Here is a 16494-nt window from a genome sequence, read left to right as displayed (position 1 = left end):
GGCGACACCAACCAGTACGGCTCCGAAGGCGTGCGGTTCTACACCAAGCTCAAGACCGTCACCGCCCGCTGGCCCGAAGGCGAGGTCGAGGACTCCGCCTTCGTCATACCGACGATGAAATAGACCTCGGTGCGTCGCTCCCTCCTCCCGGGGCGACTACCAACGGGCGGTTCGGGACTTAGCTCCCGAACCGCCCGTTTCTTGCTTTCCTAAAACCGGCCTCCGAGTCAGACGTGAGCTCGGCTAGAGCCGCTCCACGATGGTCACATTGGCGATGCCGCCGCCTTCGCACATCGTCTGCAGGCCGTAACGGCCACCCCGAGCCTTCAGGCCATGGATCAGGGTCGACATCAGCTTGGCCCCGGTGGCCCCGAGCGGGTGGCCCAGGGCGATGGCGCCGCCGCTGACGTTCAGCTTGGCTGGATCAGCGCCGAGCGCCTTCAACCAAGCCATGGGGATCGAGGCGAAGGCCTCGTTGACCTCGAACAGGTCGATGTCGTCGAGCTTCATCCCCGCGCGTTCCAGCGCCCTGCGGGTCGCCGCGATCGGCTCCTCCAGCATGATGACCGGATCGCCGGCCGTGACCGTGAGGTTCACGATGCGAGCGATCGGCGTCAGGTTGAAGCGCTTCAGCGCCGCCTCGCTGACGATCAGGGCGCCCGAGGCGCCGTCGGTCATCTGGCTGGCGTTGGCGGCGGTGATGGAGCCGCCTTCGAGGATCGTCTTGACGCCGGCCATGCCCTCCAGCGAGGCGTCATAACGCACGCCTTCGTCCTGATCGAACACGCCATCGGCAATCTGGACTGGCACGATCTCGTTCTTGAACGCGCCCGCCTTGATCGCCGCCGCCGCCTTCAGATGGCTTTGCAGGGCGTACTCGTCCATCTGCTCGCGGGAGAAGCCGTACTTGTCGGCGATCATCTGCGCGCCGCGGAACTGGCTGAACTCGGTGACGCCGTAACGATCCTTGATCGACTGCGGCCACGGCCCCTCGCCGATCTCGGCCTTGGCGTGGAGCGAGAAGTTCGAACCCATCGGCACACGCGTCATGCTTTCGGCGCCCGCCGCGATCACGATGTCCTGGGTGCCCGACATAACGGCCTGGGCGGCGAACTGGACGGCTTGCTGTGAGGATCCGCACTGGCGATCAATGGTCACGGCCGGCACGCTATCGGGCAGCGACGAGGCCAGCACCAGATTGCGACCAAAGGCGAAGGACTGCTCACCCGCCTGGGTCACGCAACCGACGATGACGTCCTCGACGGCCGCCGGATCGATGCCGCTGCGCTCGACCAGGGCGTTCAGCACGGTCGCGCCAAGATCGGCGGGGTGGGTCCCCGACAGCGCGCCCTTGCGGCGACCGCCAGCGGTGCGGAGCGATTCAACGATATAGGCTTGGGCCATGGTCACTTGTCTCCGGTGAAGTTGGGCACGCGCTTTTCGAGGAAGGCGGCGACACCCTCCTTGCCCTCGGCCGTGCGTGAGACGCTGGCGATGCCGCGGCTTTCGGCGTCCAGTTGAGCTTCAAGCGAGGCCGTGGCGCTGTCGAGCAGCAGCCGTCGGGTCATGCCGAGCGCGGGCGTGGCCGAGCGCGCCAGATCCTGTGCGACCAAGGAGGCCTCGGCCATCAGGTCGCCCTCGACAACGCGCGTGACCAGGCCCATGGCGGCGGCTTCCTCGGCGGAGAGCCGCCGGTTGCGCAAGCAAAGCTCCTGCGCGCGCCGCAGGCCGATCAGGCGCGGCAGCAACCAGGTGGTCCCGCCGTCCGGCGACAGGCCGATGGCGCTGTAGGCCAGGGTAAACTGGGCGCGCGGGTCGGCGAGCGCGATATCGCCCAGGATCGCCAGCCCGATCCCCGCTCCGGCCGCTGAGCCGTTGATCGCGGTCACCACCGGCTTGTTCATCCGCATAAGCCGCGCGACGGCTGCATGGACGTAGACGGTGATCTCCTTGAGGAAGGCCGGCAGCTGGTCGCCCGCCTGCGCGAAGGCGGCGACGTCGCCGCCCACGCAGAACAGTCGCCCTGAACCGGTCAGCAGCACGCAGCGAACGGCGTCATCCTCGTCGCAGGCAATCACCGCCTCCATCAGCGCGCGCGCCGTCGGCAGGTCGAGAGCGTTGCCGACCTCCGGCCGATTGAGGGTGATCCGGGCGACGGCGCCGTCGCGTTCGAGGAGGACGGTGTCGGCCATGACCTAGCGCGGCGCCATGCGGATGGCGCCGTCCAGGCGGATGACTTCGCCGTTCAGCATAGGATTGGCGATGATCGCCCCGACCATCTGCGCATACTCTTCCGGCTTGCCCAGACGGCTAGGGTGCGGAACCTGCTGGCCCAGCGAGTCTTGCGCCGTCTGCGGCAGACCCATCAACATGGGCGTCAGGAAAATGCCCGGCGCGATGGTCACTACGCGGACGCGGTGCTGAGCCAAATCGCGCGCCGCGGTCAGGGTCAGGCCCACCACGCCGCCCTTTGACGAGGCATAGGCGGCCTGGCCGATCTGGCCGTCAAAGGCGGCGACCGAGGCTGTGTTGACGATCACCCCGGCTTCCTCGCCCTCCACGCCCGCTGCGACCACGCGGGCGGCGAACTTGGAGATCATGTTGAACGTGCCGATCAGGTTGACCTCAATGGTTTTGCGATAGATGTCGAGCGAATGCGGCGAGCCATCCTTGGCCACGATGCGGGCAGCCGGCGCGACGCCAGCGCAGTTGACCAGCACGCGCGCGACGCCATGCACCGCCTCCGCCGCCGCGAAGCCCTCGTTGGCGCTGGCTTCGTCGGAGACGTTGACCTTGACGAACAGACCGCCAATTTCCTTGGCGGCGGCGACGCCGACCTCTTCGTTCAAGTCAAAGATCGTGACTTTAGCGCCTTGCGCCGCCAGCATCTTGGCCGTGGCATTGCCCAGCCCGGAGGCTCCACCCGTGACGATCGCGGCGATACCGTTCAAGTCCATGAGCTTCGTCCTTCTCTTGCGCCGCAGAGCGACGCCTCGTTTTTCATTCGCGAAAGATGGCGAGGCGGTGAAATCGCAATCCCCTGCCGATTTCACCGCCGTCAGCCGACGCCTCAGGCGTCACGACCCGTCGAGCCCCCCGCTCGACCGGAAGGTTAGACAAGTTCCACCGCCATGGCCGTGGCTTCGCCGCCGCCAATGCACAGGCTGGCGATGCCTCGCTTGAGGCCGCGATTTTCGAGCGCGCCGAGCAAGGTCGCAAGGATGCGCGCTCCGCTGGCGCCGATCGGATGGCCCAGCGCGGTGGCGCCGCCGTTGACGTTGAGCTTGTCGTCGGGAATGCCCAGGTCGCGCGCGGCGATCATGGCCACCACGGCGAAGGCCTCGTTGACCTCGAACAGATCGACATCGTCGACCGTCCAGCCGATCCGCGTCATCAGCCGCTGCATGGCCGGAACCGGGGCCGTCGTGAACAGCCCAGGCTCATGCGCATGGCCCTCATGGCCAAGCACCCGCGCTACAACCTTCAGCCCGAGCTTCTCGGCCACGCTCGCGCGGGTCATGACCAGCGCCGCGGCGCCATCCGAGATGGAGGAGGCGTTGGCGGCGGTGATGGTGCCGTCCTTGAGGAAGGCGGGCTTCAGCGACGGGATCTTTTCGGGCTTGGCCTTGCCGGGCTGCTCGTCGATGGAGATAACCGTATCGCCGCCTCGGCCGGAGACCGTCACCGCGACGATCTCGCGCTCGAACGCGCCGCTGGCGATGGCGGCATTGGCGCGCGAGAGCGAGCGGATCGCGAAGGCGTCCTGTTCGTCCCGCGTGAACTGATAGGCGCGCACGGCGTCCTCGGCGAAGGCGCCCATCGCCTTGCCGGGCGTATAGGCGTCCTCGAGGCCGTCCATCATCATGGTGTCAATCACCTGGCCATGACCGATGCGCGCGCCGGCGCGATGCTTGGGCAGGGCGTAGGGCGCGTTGCTCATGCTCTCCATGCCGCCCGCGACGATCACGTCGGCGCTGCCGGCGGCGAGAGCGTCATAGGCCATCATTGCGGCCTGCATGCCCGAGCCGCACATCTTGTTGACGGTGGTGGCCTGGGTTGAAATCGACAGGCCGGCACCGAGCGCCGCCTGGCGTGCGGGCGCCTGGCCAAGGCCGGCCGGCAGCACGCAGCCCATGAAGATTCGCTGGACCGCATCCGGCGAAACGCCCGACCGCTCGACCGCCGCGCGGACGGCCGCCGCGCCGAGCTCCGTGGACTTCAGGCCCGAAAGCTCGCCCTGAAAGCCGCCCATGGGGGTGCGGGCATAGCCGGCGATGACGACGGGATCGGCAGCGGACATAGTGTTTTCCTCAAAGCGCACGGGCGATCACCATCCGCTGGATATCGGACGTGCCCTCATAGATCTGGCAGACGCGGACATCGCGATAGATCTTCGCGAGGCCGTATTCCTCAAGATAACCGTAGCCGCCCAGGGTCTGGATCGCCCCGGACACAACCGCCTCGGCGGTCTCGGAGGCGAACAGCTTGGCCATCGAGGCCTGGGTGAGACAGGGCTCTCCCGCCTCCTTCAACGCGGCGGCGGAGAGCACGATCTGGCGCGCCGCCTCCAGCCGCGTGGCCAGATCGGCCAGGCGGAAACCGACGGCCTGATGCTCGATGATAGCCTTGCCGAAGCTCTTGCGCTCCTTGGCGTAGCCGACCGCGATGTCGAGCGCCGCCTGGGCCATCCCCACGCACTGCGCCGCGATGCCGATGCGGCCGACCTCAAGGTTGGAGAGCGCGATGCGATAGCCTTCGCCCTCTCCGCCCAGCATCAAGGCGTCTTCGATGAACAGGTTTTCGAAGCGGATCGCGCAGGTGTCCGAAGCGGCCTGGCCCAGCTTGTGCTCGACCTTGTCCACCGAATAGCCCGCGCGGTCGGTCGGCACGAGGAAGGCCGACAGGCCCTTCTTACCGGCGGCGGGGTCGGTGACAGCGAAGACGATGGCCAGACCGGCGATGCGCCCGGAGGTGATGAATTGCTTGGCGCCATTCAGCCGCCAGCCGCCCTCGACACGCGTCGCGCGCGTCCGGATCGCCGAGGCGTCCGAACCCGCATCGGCCTCGGTCAGGGCGAACGCGCCGATCATGCGGCCAGCCACGAGATCAGCCAGGAAGCGGGTCTGCTGTTCCGGCGAGCCCAAGCGCTGGAGCGCGGAAACGATCAGGCTGTTCTGGATCGAGATGATCGTCGACAATGCGCCATCGCCCGCCGCGATCTCGATCAGCGCCAGGGCATAGGAGACATAGTCCGCGCCAGCGCCGCCGAACTCCTCGGGCGCGGTCATGCCCATCAGGCCCAGCCCGGCGACTTCTTCGAACAGCGCCTGAGGATAACCGCCAGCCGCTTCGAAGGCCGCTGACTGCGGGCGAAGACGCTCCTGCGCGAAGTCGCGCACCGCGTCGCGGATGGCCAATTGCGTCGCGGTGAGGATCATGAAAACCCGAAAGTCTGGAATTTACTCAAGAGTAGTTTCTTTGGATTTTGCGCTGCGTCGTCAATCCGCGACGCGTGACGCAGCCTAACAGATCAGAGCCGCGATGCTTGCCCGGGCGGCGTATTGACAAGGTTCCGAGCCCCGATCACCTACCCGGAAGTAAGTGCAAAAACAACGAAGTCGGCCTTGGGCGCGGCGCAAATCGGAAGGGTTGAAAAATGGGGATTCGCACCCGCTTCACCGAGCTTGTCGGTATCGAGCATCCCATTGTTCAGGGCGGCATGATGTGGGTCGGTCGCGCCGAGCTGGCGGCGGCGGTTTCCAATGCCGGCGGCCTTGGCCTGTTGACCGCCCTCACCCAACCGACACCCGACGAACTGCGCCGCGAGATCGACCGCTGCCGGGCGATGACCGACAAGCCGTTCGGCGTGAACCTGACGATCCTGCCTTCGGTCTCGCCGCCGCCCTATGCCGAGTATCGCCGGGCGATCATCGAGTCAGGCATCACCATCGTCGAGACCGCCGGCTACAAGCCGCAGGAGCATGTCGACGACTTCAAGGCGCATGGAATTAAGGTCATCCACAAATGCACGGCTGTGCGCCATGCGCTCTCGGCCGAGCGGATGGGGGTCGACGCGATCTCCATCGACGGCTTCGAATGCGCTGGCCACCCGGGCGAAGACGACATTCCCGGCCTGGTGCTGATCCCGGCGGCCGCCGACAAGGTCAAGATCCCGATGATCGCCAGTGGCGGGATCGGCGACGGACGTGGCCTGGCCGCCGCCCTGGCCCTCGGCGCCGAGGGCATCAACATGGGCACGCGCTTCTGCGCCACGGTCGAAGCCCCGATCCATGACAACATCAAGCTGCTGCTGGTCCAGAACGACGAGCGCGCCACCAACCTGATCTTCCGCGCCTTCCACAATACCGGCCGCGTGGCCAAGAACTCAGTGTCGGACGAGGTCGTGGCGCGGGGCGGCAAGGCCGGCGCGGTGTTCGAGGACGTCCGGCCGCTGGTTTCCGGCGCCCAAGGCCGCACCGCGCTCGAGACGGGCGATGTCGACGCCGGGCTGATCTGGGCCGGCCAGGTCCAAGGCCTGATCCACGACATTCCGACCTGCCAGGATCTGATCGACCGCATCATGCATGACGCCGAAACGATCATCCGGGGCCGGTTGTCCGGCTTCCTCACCGAGGGGCGCGCCTGATGGCCTACGCCTTCCTCACGGTCGAGAACGCCGGCCGCGTCACCATCGTCACAATCAACCGGCCCGACAGGCACAATGCGCTCAACGCCGAGGCTCAGGTCGAACTGGCCCACGCCTTCGACGCCTTCGAGGCCGATGACGAGCAATGGGTCGCTATCCTGACCGGCGCGGGACCAAAGGCCTTCTGCGCGGGACACGACCTCATGTCGCCCATGCCGCTGAGCAGCGCTGACCTGCCGCCCTCGGGTTTTGGCGGCATCACTTCGCGCCTTGAACTCACCAAGCCGGTGATCGCGGCCGTGAATGGCATCGCCATGGGCGGCGGCTTCGAGATCGCCCTGGCCTGCGACATCGTCGTCGCCGCCCAGAACGCCACCTTCGCCCTGCCGGAGGTCAAGGTGGGCTTGGCCGCTCTGGGCGGCGGGATCCTGCGCCTGCCGCAAGAGATCGGCCTGAAGCGGGCCATGGGGCTGATGCTGACTGGCCGCCGGCTCAGCGCCGCCGAGGGTCTGTCGCTGGGCTTTGTCAATGAGGTGGTCCCGAGCGACGCCCTGGCCGGCGCGATGCGCTGGGCCGAGGAAATCCTGGCTTGCAGCCCGATGTCGGTGCGCGCCACCAAGCAGACCGCGCTCAAGGGTCTGGGCGAACCGCTCGCCACGGCCCTGGAAGCCCAGTGGGACTATCCCGCCGTACGACATATGCTGGCCTCGGAAGACGCCAGGGAAGGCCCCGCCGCCTTCGCCGCCAAGCACGCGCCCGACTGGAAGGGAAAATGACCTTGAAGCCGAGCTCCACGTCGGAACGCGCCGGCCCACTCAGCGGGCTGCGGCTCGTGGAGTTCGTCGGCATCGGCCCCGGGGCCGCATTGTGCAATGCTGCTGTCCGACCTGGGCGCCGAGGTGGTTCGCATCGACCGCCAAGGCGGCAACGGCTGGCCCAATCCCGTGGTCGATCGTGGCCGCGCGACCTTGGCCATCGACCTGCGCAGCGAAGAAGGACTCGCCCGCTGCCTGGACGTGATCGCCCATGCCGATGTGGTCATTGAGGGCTTCCGGCCCGGAACCATGGAACGCCTGGGCCTGGGCCCGGATGTCCTGCTCGCCCGCAACCCCCGGCTGGTCTTTGGGCGGATCACCGGCTGGGGCCAGACCGGTCCCCTTGCCAAAGCGGCTGGCCACGACATCAACTACATCGCTCTCACCGGAGCGCTTGCCGCCATGGGACGTCCGGGCGAGCCCGCGACGCCACCGCTGAACCTGGTGGGCGACTTCGGTGGCGGATCGATGCTGTTGGCGTTCGGGATCATGGCCGCGCTCCGGGAACGCGAGCGCTCGGGCAAGGGCCAAGTGATCGACGCGGCCATAGTGGACGGGGTCTCGTCCCTGATGAGCAGGTTCGCGGGACTGCTGCCCAGCGGCCGCATCGACATGTCGCGCGAAGGCAACATGCTGGGCGGCGCCGCGCCGTTCTATCGCTGCTACATCTGCGCCGACGGCCAGGAGATCGCGCTTGGTCCTCTCGAGCCGCAGTTCTACGCCGAACTGCTCAAGCGGATCGACGCACCAGCCGACTTCTTCGACAAGCAGAACGACGCCTCGCTTTGGCCGGAGCGGTCGATGGCCCTGGCAAAAATCTTCCGCACTCGGACAGCCAGCGAATGGTGCGTGCTGCTGGAGGGAACCGACGCCTGCTTCGCGCCCGTCGTCGCGCTGAAGGATGCGCCCGATCACCCGCACATGGCCGAGCGCGGAGTCTATGTCGCGCACGACGGCCTGCGGCAGGTGGCGCCCGTCCCGCGCTTTTCACGCACGCCCGGCGCGATCCAGGCGGCCGGTGACGGCGCTGCAGTGGTCGATCAGTGGAATGCGACACCCCGCAAGGGCGCCGAAGGTTAGCTGACCGCTTCCGTCACCAGATCCTTGAGAGGCGTGGTCGCGTCGGCCAGACGCGCCACGTCCACGCGCGCGCCTTCCACGACCAGCTTGCGGCCCTGGACATAGTCCTTCACCGCATTGACGCAATCAAGCGCGACGACCCGACCGGCCTTCAGATAGATCACGGAAAAACTGCGGCTGGCGATGTCGCCCCGGACCACGGTCTGGTCGTAGCCGATGGAAAGTCCGACCGTCTGCAGCTTGATGTCGTACTGGTTGGACCAGAACCACGGCGTCGCGTCGTGGTCGATCGGCTGACCCAGGATGGCCTTAGTCGCCACGCTCGCCTGATCATTGGCGTTCTGCACGGACTCCAGCCGGACCTGCGCGCCTTCGGCATAGCGGTTGGCGTGGCGCGCGCAGTCGCCGATCGCGAACACGTCGGGCAGGGTCGTGCGGCAGTGCGCGTCGACCGCCACGCCGTTGCCACCCTCGGCGCCCGCGGCGACCAGCGGCTCAACCGCCGGGACGATCCCGATGCCGACAATCACCAGATCGGCCTGCAGCACCTCACCATCGGCCAGCCGCACCCCGGTGACCCGATCCTCGCCGAGGATGCAGTCGACGGCCACGCCGAGCCGGACATCCACGCCATGCGCGCGATGCTCGGCCTCCAGGAAGCGCGACAGCGGCTCGCCCGCGACCCTGGCCAGCACCCGGTCCAGGGCCTCAAGCAGGACGACCTTCTTGCCGAACTTGGACAGCACCGCCGCCGCCTCGAGGCCGATATAGCCACCGCCGATCACCACGACGTTCGAGACGTTGGGCATCTCGGCCATCATCCGGTCGGCGTCGGCTCGCGTGCGCACGGTGTTCACACCAGCCAGATGGTGGCCGTCGCAACTGACGCGGCGCGGCGCGCCGCCCGTCGCCCAGACGAGGTGGCGATAGCCGATTACCTCGCCGGACTCCGTCGTCACAGTATGGGCTGCGGCGTCGACAGAGGTCACCGTCGTTCCGAGCTTGAACGTTACGTTCCGCTCGACCCAGAAGGCCTCGGGACGGATCAGCAAACGCTCGAACGGCTTGTCGCCGCCGAAATATTCCTTCGACAGGGGTGGCCGTTCATAGGGCAGGTCAGGCTCGGCGCCGACGACGAGGATCCTGCCCTCGAACTTGCCCTGACGCAGCGCGATCGCGCAGGCCGCCCCGGCGTGGCCCGCGCCGACAATCAAGACGTCCGTATCGTTACGCATTCGACGGTCCCATGATCTTCGTCGGTCTCGGCGGCTTCCGCCTAGTCCTCTTCGGCGATCTGCACCTTCATGCCGTCGAGCGCGTCGCTGAAGCGTAACTGGCATGAGAGGCGCGAGCGCTCGTCACGATGCGCCGAGCTGTCGAGCAAGTCGTTCTCGTCGTCAGTCATCTTGGGCAGCTTGTCGGCGAAGGCTGGATCGACATGGACGTGGCAGGTGGCGCAGCTGCAGCAGCCGCCGCACAGCGCCAGAAGCTCATCGAACCCCGCGTCGCGGATCAGTTCCATCACCGTCAGTCCGGCGTCGCCCTCGATTTCCCGTTCCACGCCTTCACGGGTAACGACGATCAGCTTTGGCACGATGGAAAACTCCGATGAAGCGCTACGGCCCCGGGGTCGTGGACGCAAACGCAAGCCTTGCCGAATGCACCAACCCAGCCCTGCGAACAAGGCGACGCGGCGCCGCTCCTCACAAGATATCGCCACGCCGTATGTTTGCGACCGCGATCAGACCCGGCCGGTGACGGGCAGCAGCGCGCCAGTAACGGCCGAAGCCTGCGGCGACAGCAGAAACACGACGACATTGGCCAGGGCTTCAGGCGTCACCCAGCGGGTGAAGTCGGCGTCCGGCATGTCCTTCCGGTTGGCAGCGGTGTCGATGATGCTAGGCAGCACGGCGTTGACGCGGACCCCTGCGTCTTTCAGTTCCTCGGCCAAGGCCTCGGTCAGGCGCGCGACGCCGGCCTTGGACGCGGCATAGGCCCCCATTCCCATCGCCGCCTTGATTGAAGCGGCAGCGCCGACATTGACGATAGCGCCCTTCGACGCCAGCAGCAGTGGCGTCAGCGCGCGCGAGGTCACCAGGGTGGTCTTGATGTTCATCGCGTACAGCCGGTCCCAGGTCGCGATGTCACCATCGATCACGGTCTCCCACTGGAAGCCGCCAGCGATGTTCACCAGTCCATCGAGCTGACCAAACTGCGTCTCGATACGACCGGCGGCGACCTTCATTGCCGTCTCGTCGGTCAGGTCGACACCGCCCAGCGCCAGATCCACGCCTTCGAAGGGGTCTGCCGCGAGATCGATTCCGACCACGTTCCATCCGGCCTGCTTCAGGACCTCGACCGTCTTTCGGCCAAGCGCACCCGCCGCGCCGGTGACCGCTACTGTGCGGGCCATGTCTTGCTCCTGCTGCTCATCGGGCGCGATCATTCGACCGGCGACAGGATGATATCCTTCGCCAGACAGGCCCGGCCAAGGGCCGTAGTATCGGCCAAACCCAAAGGTGCTAATCTCATCGTCGCCGCGATGCCTTCCGCCAAGACCGTCGCCGCTCTTGCTACGCTCGGGTGAAATAATAGGAACAGGGCCTAGTCTTGGCCCTGCGGCGCCCAACGCGATCGCCTGTGAACATCGAGGATGGCCATGAAGCCTGGAATGAAGCTTAGCAGCAGCGTCTGCGACACCGACGTGATGGTGATCCGCGCCGGCGCGGGAACCGTCGCTTGCGGCGGCGCGCCCATGGTCGAAAAGCGCACTGCCGAGCGCGGCGCCGCCGATCCGGCTTTCGCTACCGGGTCCCAGATCGGCAAGCGTTATGTCGATGCGGCCAGCACGGTCGAGTTTCTGTGCGTGAAGGCGGGACAGGGCTCCCTGTCGCTCGACGGCGTTGCGCTGCAGACCAAAGAAGCCAAGCCGCTGCCTTCCTCCGACTGAGTCACGCTTCATGAATATCTCGCTCATCCTGCAGATGGCGGCCGACGCGGATCCGGATCGCATCGGTCTGGTTTGCGATGGACGACGCTGGTCCTATGCCGGATTGCAGCGCGCGGCCCTGGGCGCGGCGCGGCGCCTCCGCGAGAGTGGCTGCAGCCACGTCGCCCTGCTGGACGAGAGCAGCGAAGCCGCCGCCATCGCCCTGTTCGGCGCCGCCATCGCCGGCGTCCCCTACGTGCCGCTCAACTATCGTCTGGCCGAGGCCGATCTCGCCGCCCTGCTGGCCCGCGTCGCGCCGGCCTATATCGTTGGCGACGCCGCGCAGATCGAACGGCTGAGCCCGAGCGCCGGCCATGTCGCCCGCTCTCGCGCGCAGTTCGTCGCCGAAGCCGAGGCCTCGTCGGACGGCCCCGAGCTGGAGGACAGCGAAGAAACCATCGCGGTCCAGCTGTTCACCAGCGGCACGACCGCCGCGCCCAAGGCCGCCGTGCTGCGCCATTCCAACCTGCTGTCCTACATCCTGGGAACGGTCGAGTTCGCCTCGGCGCCCGAGGAAGACGCAGCGCTGGTCTGCGTTCCGCCTTACCACATCGCCGGGATCGCGGCCCTGCTGAGCTCGATCTACGCCCTGCGTCGCATTCTGCTGCTGCCGGCCTTCGATCCTGACGCCTGGCTTGCTTTGGTCGAGGCCGAGGGCGCCAGCAACGCCTTCGTCGTGCCGACCATGCTGTCGCGGATCATCGCGCGGATCGACGCGGGCGCGGCGGCCGATGTCGGATCGCTGCGAGCCCTGGCCTATGGCGGCGGCCGCATGCCGCTGGAACTGATCGAGCGCGCCCTGGACCTGTTCCCGGACTGCGGCTTCACCAACGCCTATGGCCTGACCGAAACCAGCTCGACCGTCGCCCTGCTGGGCCCTGACGAGCACCGCGGCGCCCACCGCGCGGAGGACGACGCCGTCCGCGCGCGCCTGGCTTCGGTCGGAAAGCCGCTGCCGACTATTGAGCTGGAGATCCGCGACGAGGACGGAAAGGTCCTTCCGACCGGCGAACGCGGCGAGATCTATGTGCGCGGCGAGCAGGTGTCGGGCGAGTATCGCGAGCGCAGCGCGCTGGACGCCGATGGCTGGTTCCCGACCCGCGACGCCGGCTGGCTAGACGCCGGGGGCTATCTGTTCCTGGCGGGCCGCGCCGACGACGTGATCGTTCGCGGCGGCGAGAACATCTCGCCGGGTGAGATCGAGGACGTGCTGATGACGCATCCGGCGCTCGCCGACGCGGCAGCCGTCGCGGTCGCCTCTGTCGAATGGGGCGAAACGGTCGGCGTGGCGCTGGCGGCCAAGGCTGGCCATGTCGCGCCAACCGAGGACGAACTTCGCAGTCTCATTCGGGGGCGCCTGCGCTCTTCGCGCGTGCCCGAACACATCGTATTCGTCGACGCCCTGCCCTATAACGAGATGGGCAAACTGCTGAGGCGAGAGGTACGCAAACTCTTCTGAAACCCGGCGTCGTGACCGCCCCCCGCAACCCGCTGACCGGCGTCGCCGACCTCTGGGTCGAGGCTCTGGCCCGGGACGTCGGTGACGCGCGCCTGGCCGGGATCGACGGCGCGACCTTGATCGGCGAACGGGCGATGCTTGGCGGTTTTATGATCCCTGGCCGGATCTCGGCCGGTGGCGGCTGCCGGCTCTACGACGCCCGCGACGGCGCGGTGGCCCTCAACCTGGCCCGCGCTGCGGACCGTGAATTGCTCCCGGCGCTGTTCGAGACCGACGCGCTGGACATCGCTGACGAGCAGGCTGTCGCTGCCCAGATCGCCATCTCCGACGCCATGCCCTTGGTGGCGCGCGGCAGGTTGATGGGCCTGGCGATCGCCGCCGAGCGCGAGGACACCCCGCCCGGTCCATCATGCGTGACCCTTGTCGAAGGCGCTCCCGCGACGCCCAGCGCGCGCCGTCCGAAGGTCCTCGATCTTTCCGCTCTATGGGCTGGCCCGTTAGCCGGACACCTGCTGTGGCTCGCCGGCGCCGAGGTGATCAAGGTCGAGAGCCACACCCGCCCCGACGCCATGCGCGACGGCGACTGCGCCCTGTTCGGACTACTCAATCAGGGCAAGGCGAGCGTGGCGCTGGATTTCCGCGCGCCGGACGATCGCCGGGCGCTGCTGGCCCTGATCGCACAGTCCGACATCGTGATCGAAGCCGCCCGTCCGCGCGCCCTGGCGCAACTGGGGATCGACGCCGGCGAACTGGTGCGCGCAAAGCCGGGACTGGTCTGGATCACCATCACCGGCCACGGCGCCGACGACCCTGCGGCTGACTGGGTGGGGTTTGGCGACGATTGCGGCGTCGCGGCGGGGCTGAGCGTGGCGCTTCGGGCGGCGAGCGGCCGCTCGGGCTTCGTCGGTGACGCCATCGCCGATCCGCTGACCGGCATCATGGCCGCCCGGGTGGCCTGGGATGCCTGGCGCACGGGGCGTGGCGGGCGTTTCGGGTTGTCGATGCGCGGCGTAGCCGCAAAGGCGCTGGCGGAAGCCGAGCCATCCGATCTCGCCGTAGAGCTCAAGGCCTGGAGCCAGGCCGAGGGACGTCCATTCCAGCCCGTCTGCAAACGGCGTGCGACTGTCCTCCCCGCCTGGGGCGCTGACACCGCCTCGTATCTGGCGAGACTCCCACCATGCTGATCACAGGCGCACAACTCGAGGATGGCCCTGTTCGTGACATTCGCGTCGAGCGGGGCGTGGTGACGGCCATCGGGATATTGGAAGCCACGCCGGGCGAAGTCGTGGTCGCCGCGCATGGTGGCTTGTTGCTGCCTGGTCTGCACGACCATCACATCCATGCCGCCGCCCTGGCCGCGTCACTCACCTCAGTCCGCTGCGGCCCGCCAGAAGTGGCCGATGCGGACGCCTTCGCCGCAGCGTTGCGGGCGGCTCCCGGCGGCGACTGGCTACGCGGCACGGGCTACCACGAGAGCGTCGCTGACATGCTCGACGTGACGATGCTCGACGCGATCGTGGCCGACCGCCCTGTCCGCGTGCAGCACCGCTCGGGCCGGATGTGGTTCCTCAATTCGGCGGCCCTGGACATTTTGCTGGCCGACCACGCTCCGCCCCCCGGACTGGAGCGCGACGGCGGCAAGTTCACCGGACGCCTGTTCGACGAGGACGCCTGGATGAAACAGGCGCTGGGCAGTCGCCCCCCCGCCCTGGCGGCCGTGGGCGCGATCCTGGCGCGCGCGGGCGTCACGGGCCTCACCGACATGTCACCCGCTAACGACGCTGTCATGGCTCGCCATTTCGCCGCGCAGAATGCGACTGGGTCCTTGCCCCAAAAAGTTCTGCTGGCCGGACGGGTGGACCTTAGCCGGACGGACATGACCGGCGCGGTCCAGCTGGGCCCGGCGAAACTGCATCTGCACGAGGCGGAACTGCCGGACTTCGACGACGCCGTATCCTTCGTCCGGACCGCCCACACGCGAGGTCGTGCGGTCGCCGTACATTGCGCCACCGAGGTCGAGCTGGTCTTCACCCTGGCGGCCTTCGACGCGGCCGGCGTCCATCCCGGCGACCGGATCGAGCACGCCTCCATCGCCCCCAACTCGGCCGTCGACGAGATCGCCCGCCTTGGGTTGGCCGTGGTCAGCCAACCGCATTTCGTGGCCGAGCGCGGCGATATCTATCGCGCCGACGTGGAGCCTGAACTGCAGCCCCTGCTCTATCGTCTGAGCGCCTTCCGCGACGCCGGCGTTACCCTGGCGGCCGGCAGCGACGCGCCCTTCGGCGGCCCCGATCCGTGGGCGTCGATGGCGGCGGCCGTGTCGCGGCGCACCCGGGACGGACACCTGATCGGCGAGGTCGAGGCGTTGACGCCCGAGGAGGCGCTGGACCTCTATATGCGCGCGCCCGATGCGCTGGAGCGCCGACGCCGCGTGGAGGTTGGCGCACCCGCCGACCTCTGCCTGATCGACCGTCCCTGGGCGCGGGCGCGGGAGGCCCTAGCTGAGGTGCGGGTCCGCGCCGCCTGGGTCGATGGGCGGGCGATCTTCGATGGCGTCGATAAGGCCCCAGTCTAGCGCCGTCGCTGCGTTGATCCGGCGACCCGACAGCAGCAAGAGCGCGGTCCGCTGACGGCCGATCCGCCGCGCGATCGACACGCAACCGCCGGCCCCGGGGATCAGGCTCATGGCCAGTTCCGGAAGCTGGAACCAGGCCTTCGGCGACGCGGTGATGCGCCCTGCGAAAGCTGCGATCTCCAGCCCGGCGCCGACGCACGCGCCCTGGATGTGAACGTGCACAATCTCGGCGCGGCGTGACAATGGCCGGGCCGGCAGGGTCAGGCTTCTTATCCGGTGAGCCGTTGCAGGATCGCGGGTGACGCCGAATTCGTCGAGATCGCCGCCGACGCTGAAGGCGGGACCGATGGATCGCAGTTCAACCCTTTGGATATCCTGATCGCTGGCGGCGACCGTAAAAGCTTGGAAGAGCTCGTCCCGCATCGTCCGGTCGATGGCGTTCCGAGCCCAGGGACGGTCCAGCGTGATCCGCAACACGGCGTCTTCGCGGGTCATCAGAACCCGTCCCGGCGGCGACGGACTCGCCGTGCGCTCTGCGAGCCAGGCGCCATGCTCGGCGCTGCCTTGCAGCATTCCGTAGGCCAGGGATTCCAGGGTCAAGGCCTGCTCGACAGCGACACCCTCAAGCGCTCGCAGCACTTGAACCGCAACAGTCGCCGCGTTCGGATTGGCGTTGACTTGGGAGATCAGCGCTTCGGCAGAGACAGGGGGCTCGACCACCGCATCGACCCAGGCTGCTGAAGGGTGCGTCGATGCGCCAAGTCCGATCAGCGGAAACGGCGCCACGCCCATCGCCGCCGGTTCGCGCCAGGTCTCAAGGTTGATGAAACCCAGTGGCCAGGGATGCTCGCTTATGTCCGGCCAGCCGTTCGCGGGATCGATGAGGATCATGACTGGAGGTTTCCCTGAACCTCAGACGCCCCGCAAGCA

The 16494-nt window shown here is 67.7% G+C and carries 17 protein-coding genes; 8 read left to right on the top strand and 9 right to left on the bottom strand.

The annotated features are described in order from the left end of the window. Window positions 1–123, top strand: a 123-nt coding sequence (locus tag ACP69S_RS18610; RefSeq protein WP_425999792.1) for a hypothetical protein, incomplete at its 5' end; no start/stop codon positions are given. Window positions 124–243: 120 nt separating this feature from the next. Here the strand turns inward: ACP69S_RS18610 and ACP69S_RS18605 are convergent. From ACP69S_RS18605 to ACP69S_RS18585, 5 genes are all read right to left on the bottom strand, one after another. After that, entirely contained in the window at window positions 244–1404 is a 1161-nt protein-coding gene (locus ACP69S_RS18605; protein ID WP_425999784.1) for an acetyl-CoA C-acetyltransferase, read from the bottom strand. Window positions 1405–1406: 2 nt separating this feature from the next. Then, the gene (locus ACP69S_RS18600; RefSeq protein WP_425999782.1) at window positions 1407–2192 is read right to left on the bottom strand and encodes an enoyl-CoA hydratase/isomerase family protein; all 786 of its coding nucleotides are present in this window, start codon (window positions 2190–2192) and stop codon (window positions 1407–1409) included. Window positions 2193–2195: 3 nt separating this feature from the next. Then, entirely contained in the window at window positions 2196–2957 is a 762-nt protein-coding gene (locus tag ACP69S_RS18595; protein ID WP_425999781.1) for an SDR family NAD(P)-dependent oxidoreductase, read from the bottom strand. Between the two features lie 155 nt (window positions 2958–3112). Continuing rightward, window positions 3113–4300, bottom strand: a complete 1188-nt coding sequence (locus tag ACP69S_RS18590) for an acetyl-CoA C-acyltransferase (RefSeq protein ID WP_425999779.1) — start codon at window positions 4298–4300, stop codon at window positions 3113–3115. A gap of 10 nt (window positions 4301–4310) precedes the next feature. Further along, window positions 4311–5438: an acyl-CoA dehydrogenase family protein gene (locus ACP69S_RS18585; RefSeq protein ID WP_425999777.1), complete on the bottom strand. Its 1128-nt coding sequence runs from the start codon at window positions 5436–5438 to the stop codon at window positions 4311–4313. Between the two features lie 218 nt (window positions 5439–5656). On the opposite strand from ACP69S_RS18585, the gene ACP69S_RS18580 reads away from it, so the two are divergent. The 3 genes from ACP69S_RS18580 to ACP69S_RS18570 all read left to right on the top strand — a co-directional run bounded on the left by ACP69S_RS18580 (window position 5657) and on the right by ACP69S_RS18570 (window position 8541). After that, window positions 5657–6646, top strand: coding sequence for an NAD(P)H-dependent flavin oxidoreductase (locus ACP69S_RS18580; protein ID WP_425999775.1), 990 nt, complete (start codon window positions 5657–5659; stop codon window positions 6644–6646). Beyond that, window positions 6646–7422 carry an enoyl-CoA hydratase-related protein gene (locus ACP69S_RS18575; protein WP_425999773.1) on the top strand — a complete coding sequence of 259 codons (777 nt, stop codon included), beginning with the start codon at window positions 6646–6648 and terminating at the stop codon, window positions 7420–7422. Before ACP69S_RS18580 ends, ACP69S_RS18575 begins: the two co-directional genes overlap by 1 nt. 96 nt (window positions 7423–7518) lie before the next feature. Continuing rightward, the gene (locus tag ACP69S_RS18570; protein WP_425999771.1) at window positions 7519–8541 is read left to right on the top strand and encodes a CaiB/BaiF CoA transferase family protein; all 1023 of its coding nucleotides are present in this window, start codon (window positions 7519–7521) and stop codon (window positions 8539–8541) included. Here the strand turns inward: ACP69S_RS18570 and ACP69S_RS18565 are convergent. From ACP69S_RS18565 to ACP69S_RS18555, 3 genes are all read right to left on the bottom strand, one after another. Further along, window positions 8538–9776, bottom strand: coding sequence for an NAD(P)/FAD-dependent oxidoreductase (locus ACP69S_RS18565; protein WP_425999768.1), 1239 nt, complete (start codon window positions 9774–9776; stop codon window positions 8538–8540). The genes ACP69S_RS18570 and ACP69S_RS18565 overlap by 4 nt on opposite strands. Window positions 9777–9817: 41 nt before the next feature. Beyond that, complete coding sequence (locus ACP69S_RS18560) at window positions 9818–10135, bottom strand: 2Fe-2S iron-sulfur cluster-binding protein (protein ID WP_425999766.1); 318 nt, start codon at window positions 10133–10135, stop codon at window positions 9818–9820. Window positions 10136–10282: 147 nt separating this feature from the next. Continuing rightward, window positions 10283–10954: an SDR family oxidoreductase gene (locus ACP69S_RS18555; protein ID WP_425999764.1), complete on the bottom strand. Its 672-nt coding sequence runs from the start codon at window positions 10952–10954 to the stop codon at window positions 10283–10285. Between the two features lie 258 nt (window positions 10955–11212). Here ACP69S_RS18555 and ACP69S_RS18550 point away from each other — a divergent pair, with 258 nt between their 5' ends. From ACP69S_RS18550 to ACP69S_RS18535, 4 genes are read left to right on the top strand one after another with little or no spacing between them, the layout of a single operon-like run. Further along, window positions 11213–11491 (top strand): hypothetical protein, encoded by a 279-nt coding sequence (locus ACP69S_RS18550; RefSeq protein WP_425999762.1) that lies wholly within the window; start codon window positions 11213–11215, stop codon window positions 11489–11491. 10 nt (window positions 11492–11501) lie between these two features. Beyond that, window positions 11502–12989 (top strand): class I adenylate-forming enzyme family protein, encoded by a 1488-nt coding sequence (locus ACP69S_RS18545; protein ID WP_425999761.1) that lies wholly within the window; start codon window positions 11502–11504, stop codon window positions 12987–12989. Between the two features lie 11 nt (window positions 12990–13000). Further along, a complete protein-coding gene (locus ACP69S_RS18540) occupies window positions 13001–14173 on the top strand; it encodes a CoA transferase (protein WP_425999759.1) in 1173 nt (390 codons plus the stop codon). Next, entirely contained in the window at window positions 14167–15564 is a 1398-nt protein-coding gene (locus ACP69S_RS18535; protein ID WP_425999757.1) for an amidohydrolase family protein, read from the top strand. The genes ACP69S_RS18540 and ACP69S_RS18535 overlap by 7 nt, the downstream gene beginning before the upstream one ends. Here the strand turns inward: ACP69S_RS18535 and ACP69S_RS18530 are convergent. Further along, on the bottom strand, window positions 15487–16455 hold the full coding sequence (locus ACP69S_RS18530) for an enoyl-CoA hydratase/isomerase family protein (protein ID WP_425999755.1): 969 nt from the start codon (window positions 16453–16455) through the stop codon (window positions 15487–15489). The genes ACP69S_RS18535 and ACP69S_RS18530 overlap by 78 nt on opposite strands. Between the last annotated feature and the right edge of the window lie 39 nt (window positions 16456–16494).

It is taken from the genome of Caulobacter sp. DWR1-3-2b1, from assembly GCF_049895765.1.
GTDB lineage: Bacteria > Pseudomonadota > Alphaproteobacteria > Caulobacterales > Caulobacteraceae > Caulobacter.
This window is presented reverse-complemented; position numbering and strand designations above follow the sequence as displayed.

Coding starts and splice junctions, on each gene's coding strand:
- ACP69S_RS18605 (WP_425999784.1), bottom strand. CDS start 1,404: ATGGCCCAAGCCTATATCGTTGAATCGCTCCGCACCGCTGGCGGTCGC.
- ACP69S_RS18600 (WP_425999782.1), bottom strand. CDS start 2,192: ATGGCCGACACCGTCCTCCTCGAACGCGACGGCGCCGTCGCCCGGATC.
- ACP69S_RS18595 (WP_425999781.1), bottom strand. CDS start 2,957: ATGGACTTGAACGGTATCGCCGCGATCGTCACGGGTGGAGCCTCCGGG.
- ACP69S_RS18590 (WP_425999779.1), bottom strand. CDS start 4,300: ATGTCCGCTGCCGATCCCGTCGTCATCGCCGGCTATGCCCGCACCCCC.
- ACP69S_RS18585 (WP_425999777.1), bottom strand. CDS start 5,438: ATGATCCTCACCGCGACGCAATTGGCCATCCGCGACGCGGTGCGCGAC.
- ACP69S_RS18580 (WP_425999775.1), top strand. CDS start 5,657: ATGGGGATTCGCACCCGCTTCACCGAGCTTGTCGGTATCGAGCATCCC.
- ACP69S_RS18575 (WP_425999773.1), top strand. CDS start 6,646: ATGGCCTACGCCTTCCTCACGGTCGAGAACGCCGGCCGCGTCACCATC.
- ACP69S_RS18570 (WP_425999771.1), top strand. CDS start 7,519: ATGCTGCTGTCCGACCTGGGCGCCGAGGTGGTTCGCATCGACCGCCAA.
- ACP69S_RS18565 (WP_425999768.1), bottom strand. CDS start 9,776: ATGCGTAACGATACGGACGTCTTGATTGTCGGCGCGGGCCACGCCGGG.
- ACP69S_RS18555 (WP_425999764.1), bottom strand. CDS start 10,954: ATGGCCCGCACAGTAGCGGTCACCGGCGCGGCGGGTGCGCTTGGCCGA.
- ACP69S_RS18550 (WP_425999762.1), top strand. CDS start 11,213: ATGAAGCTTAGCAGCAGCGTCTGCGACACCGACGTGATGGTGATCCGC.
- ACP69S_RS18545 (WP_425999761.1), top strand. CDS start 11,502: ATGAATATCTCGCTCATCCTGCAGATGGCGGCCGACGCGGATCCGGAT.
- ACP69S_RS18535 (WP_425999757.1), top strand. CDS start 14,167: ATGCTGATCACAGGCGCACAACTCGAGGATGGCCCTGTTCGTGACATT.
- ACP69S_RS18530 (WP_425999755.1), bottom strand. CDS start 16,455: ATGATCCTCATCGATCCCGCGAACGGCTGGCCGGACATAAGCGAGCAT.